The following is a 4,346-nucleotide window of genomic DNA, read 5'->3' on the forward strand; positions in this document are numbered from 1 at the left end:
AGGCCGGGCCACCAACGCCCGCCGACGGGACGGCTCTGACCAACACCTGCGTGTTGGTGAAACCAGCCCGGCTGACGCGGGAACTGACGTTCACGCCGCACCAGCAGCCTGAACCGACGACGCCCGAGAAGGGCGGTGACGAACACTCAGCAGAGTTGTTCGACACGCTTTAACGCCGGTCCTCGATCGGAAGTAGGGGGCGCAGCCAGTCGTGGACCCGAATAACCCTGGCGGCTTCCTGCCAAATGGCGCCGCCGCCAAGTCGGGCCTGAACAAGGCAATCTTGTCGAAAGGCTGGTACCGGTTCGAGCAAGCACTGACGTCTGTGTCGCGCTACACCGGGACCCAAGTGGTGCAAGTTCCGGCAGCGTACACGTCGCAACGCTGCTCGGCATGCGAGCATGTGGACCCGAAATCCCGTGAGAGCCAAACGATATTCCGGTGCACCCACTGCTTGCGCCACTCTGCGCCGGCAGACGAACATGCCGCACGCAACATACTCAGGGCTGGACTGGCCCTACACACCGCAACCGCGGCGTAAAAGAAGCCGGTCACTTCCAGCGGCCGGAGAAGTCACCTGCGACCACATCTGGTCCAGGCGTCGGCGAGACTGCAGATGCTTGTTGCCGGTGAGGCGTCGCATCCGCCGCGCCTGCGCCAGCGCTGCGGCAGTTTCGACGTAGAGGAGCCTCGATGACACGATCTCGTCGGCGTCGTCCCAGAATCGCTGGCACGCCTGGCTGGTCGGTTCGTCGATCAGCAACGGCACGAAGGCCGAGGTGTCCAGATAGCCGATCACCTACGCTGGTCGCCGACCAGATCGCTGACTATCCCAGCACAGGCCAGCGGTGTCGGCGCGGGGTGTTTACGCGTTCGTGCACGCTGGACGCGGCCCTCCGCGCGGAGTTGCTCCAACTTCGTCGGCCGCTGTACCGGCACGATGCGCGCGATCGGGCGTCCATGATCGGTGACAGTCACGGTTCGCCCTTCGCGAACCTGCGCCAAGTGCCGGCTTAACTGATCACGCAGCTCTCGAACGCCGATCTCCACGTCAACCAGCCCGTCAAAGTGACCATCTAACTCAGCAAGATTAAAGCCACAAAGTTACCGGGTCCCGTTGCGGCTCAGCGCCGCGGGGCAGGAGGGGATTTTTGCCGCGCCGCTGCCAGCCGGCTGGCGAACTCCGGTGAACGCACCGACGTCGCCTGCGGTCCCAGTTCGGTGCGTTTGGCGAACTCGTGCTGCTCGCTGTCGATCGAGCCCGGGCTGGCGGTGACCCGCATCGTTGCCTTGGTCGCCAGCACGACGTCGCGCGGAGCCGCCGCGGGCCCGGCGGCCAACGCCAATGCGGCGGCGACCGGATCATCGGCGACCTGCAGCGCCAGCCCGTGCCGCACGGCGGCTTCGGCATCGAAACGCATCCCGAACAGCAGTGTCGCCCGAGCGACTTGCGGTCCCACCGCCCGGTGCAGCATCCAGCTGGCACCTCCGCCGGGGTGCAAGCCCAACTGCTGGAACCGGGCGTCGAACACCGCGGCCGGCCCGGCGACGCGCACGTCGGCGGCCAGCGCCAGGTTCAGCCCGGCGCCGACCGCCGCGCCGTTGACGGCGGCGGCGGTGGGCAGGCTGCACTCGGCGACCGCCATGAAACCGTCGTAGAGCCGCAACAGTCCGTCCTCGGTGGCGTCCCCCAGCGCGGACAGGTCGGCCCCGGCGCAGAACGCCCGGCCAGCGCCGGTGACCACCACCGCATGCACGTTCGGATCGGCCTCGGCCCGTCGCACCGCGGCGCGCAGCTGCGCCGACATCGCGCCGGTGACCGCATTGCGCCGGTTGGGATCGTTGACGGTGATCAGGGCCACCCGGTCGGCGACGCTGAACAGGACATGGTTGGAACCGGAACCGGCGCCGGTCATCTGGATTCTCCACTGCCGCACATCACCACAGCATCTCTTGACACGGCGGCGGGCGCAGCGGATTGGGACCCCGACAATCGTCGACGCCGGCTCGGCTTGTGCTAGCGCGTTCCCGGGCAGCAATTTTGCCGCCCTCGGGCCTGGCGTCACCGTATTCTGTCAGCGCATGCATCGCATCGAAACATGAACGCAAGCGAATGGAAGCTCTCGGGTGGCCCATCGCCGCAACATCAAGGTCAATCGTCGGACGCGTGGGGTTCAGGCGGCGTACGGGCGTGGGCGCGCCGTTGGCTTAAGCACGGCTGCGGCGGTGCTTGTGGCGTTCGGGGTGACGCCGTTGGCGACCCTTGCGCCGCCGGCGCGGGCCGACGTCGTCGACGACGTGATCGATCAGGTCTTTGCGCCGTTTATCGATACGGCGGCGAACACCGTGGAGGCTGCGGCGGTGACGCCGACCGCGTGGTTGTCGACGGCGGATTTGACCGCGTCGCTGCAACACTCCGTCTACCTCCCGCTGCACACCGGCATCGAGGACTGGATTCGCAGCAACCTCGGTGAACAGGTTGATGGCTTCGTCAACACGCTGTTCGGGTCGGATGTGATCGGCAATGGTACGGCCGGGACGGCAGCACATCCCGACGGCGGCGCCGGCGGGTGGCTGTTCGGCGACGGCGGCGCGGGTTGGAACAGCACCTTCGCCGGTGTTGTCGGCGGTGATGGTGGTGCGGCCGGAATCTTCGGCAACGGAGGTTCCGGCGGCGACGGTGGTGAGGGCAGCGCGGGTGGCGACGGTGGCCCCGGTGGCTGGTTGATGGGGATCGGCGGTGCGGGCGGCCACGGTGGTGAGGGCAGCGCGGGTGTGCTCGGTGGTGTGGGCGGCGACGGCGGTGCCGGTGGTCACGGGAACGGTTGGTTGTTCGGCGTCGGCGGCAACGGCGGCAACGGTGGTGACGGCACCGACGGCGGCAACGGCGGCAACGGTGGCGACGGCGGCGACGGCGCCGGACCGTTCGGCAGCGGCGGCAACGGTGGCAACGGCGGTGACAGCGGGATAGGCGGCGCCCCGGCCGGGTTGCCGGCGCTGGGCGGCGCCGGCGGCAACGGCGGCCTGCTCGGCGACCACGGCACGGTCGGCCATTACGGCACCGTCACCGGCGTCGCGCCGGGTGCTAACGCGCGGGCGCCGGCCGCGAGCACCGACGGTCTGGGCGATCTGCCGATCAGCACCACCGGCACCTGGCTGACCGACAGCTCTGGACGCGTCGTCATCCTGCACGGACTCAACGAGGTGTACAAGGTAGCGCCGTATGAGCCGGCCGCCGACGGATTCGGCAACAACGATGCAGCGTTTTTGGCCGCCAACGGTTTCGACGCCGTCCGGGTGGGCATCCTGTGGGCTGGCGTGGAGCCCGAACCCGGTGTCTTCAACGACGCCTATCTGGCCTCGATCGCCCAGACCGTGCAGACGCTGGGCAAATACGGCATCGTCAGCGTCCTCGACATGCACCAGGACTCTTACGCCAGCCCGTTCCAGGGCGAAGGGGCGCCAGAGTGGGCGGTGCAGACCGGTGGGGCGCCCAATATCCACTTCGGGTGGTCGGACGACTACCTCCTCGACCCCGCGGAGAATCACGCCTGGGATGCGTTCTGGTCTAATGCTCAAGCACCGAATGGTGTTGGGCTGGAAAACGATTACGCACAGATGTGGGAACACGTTGCGAACTACTTCGACAGCCGCCCCGACCTCAAAGACGACGTGGCCGGCTTCGAGATCATGAACGAGCCGGGAGCGGGCTCACAGGAGCTGCCGACCATCTTGGGCAACCCACACTTCGGCGCACAGGAGCTGACCCCCTTCTACAACCAGGTGGCGTCGGCGATCAGGGCCGTCGACCCATCCACACCGGTGCTGTTCGAACCGACCACCATCACCGAGGAGGGGCTGTTCCCCACCAGCCTGGGCACGGTGGACCAGCCGCACACGGTTTTCTCGTTCCACAACTACTGCGACCCAATCGGCATCGACATCCCTTGCGGATTTACTAGCGAACTTTTCGTCAACCGCGCCGAGCAGTATTCGGACTTGCACGATATCCCGGCTTTGATGACCGAGTTTGGGATACCGCCCAGTGACCCGATGCACGCCGCCGACCAGGCCCGGGTCGGCTGGCTGGAGTGGGCCTACACCAGCCAGGGCGACATCACCGGTGGAGGGCGCTCGGAGTCGTTGGTGTACAACCCCCACGCGCCACCGACCGGCGACAACGTCAACACCGCGCACCTGGAGACACTGGCCGAGCCGTACCCGCAGGTGATCGCCGGCATCCCGAATTCGTACTCGTTCGAGCACGGCACGTTCACACTCAGCTACTCCACCGAGATGGCGAACGGGTCGGGCCACTTCCCGGCCGGCTCACAGACCGACATCTC

The 4,346-nt window shown here is 67.3% G+C and carries 5 protein-coding genes; 2 read left to right on the forward strand and 3 right to left on the reverse strand.

Features of this window, described 5'->3' with window-relative positions:
• Positions 1-352: 352 nt before the first annotated feature.
• A complete protein-coding gene (locus tag AC2VOP_RS11580; RefSeq protein ID WP_486961100.1) occupies positions 353-541 on the forward strand; it encodes a zinc ribbon domain-containing protein in 189 nt (62 codons plus the stop codon).
• Here AC2VOP_RS11580 and AC2VOP_RS11585 read toward each other — a convergent pair.
• The 3 genes from AC2VOP_RS11585 to AC2VOP_RS11595 form a co-directional block, all read right to left on the reverse strand.
• Positions 518-799, reverse strand: coding sequence for a type II toxin-antitoxin system VapC family toxin (locus AC2VOP_RS11585; RefSeq protein WP_486961096.1), 282 nt, complete (start codon positions 797-799; stop codon positions 518-520). The two genes, AC2VOP_RS11580 and AC2VOP_RS11585, sit on opposite strands and share 24 nt — an antisense overlap.
• The gene (locus AC2VOP_RS11590) at positions 796-1,050 is read right to left on the reverse strand and encodes a type II toxin-antitoxin system Phd/YefM family antitoxin (RefSeq protein WP_486961097.1); all 255 of its coding nucleotides are present in this window, start codon (positions 1,048-1,050) and stop codon (positions 796-798) included. The genes AC2VOP_RS11585 and AC2VOP_RS11590 overlap by 4 nt, the downstream gene beginning before the upstream one ends.
• 74 nt (positions 1,051-1,124) lie before the next feature.
• Positions 1,125-1,916: an enoyl-CoA hydratase gene (locus AC2VOP_RS11595; RefSeq protein WP_486961098.1), complete on the reverse strand. Its 792-nt coding sequence runs from the start codon at positions 1,914-1,916 to the stop codon at positions 1,125-1,127.
• A 310-nt stretch (positions 1,917-2,226) separates the two neighbouring features.
• On the opposite strand from AC2VOP_RS11595, the gene AC2VOP_RS11600 reads away from it, so the two are divergent.
• Positions 2,227-4,346, forward strand: a 2,120-nt coding sequence (locus AC2VOP_RS11600) for a cellulase family glycosylhydrolase (protein WP_486961099.1), incomplete at its 3' end; no start/stop codon positions are given.

Source organism: Mycobacterium sp. TH-M106, assembly GCF_057473765.1.

Coding starts and splice junctions, on each gene's coding strand:
- AC2VOP_RS11595 (WP_486961098.1), bottom strand. CDS start 1,916: ATGACCGGCGCCGGTTCCGGTTCCAACCATGTCCTGTTCAGCGTCGCC.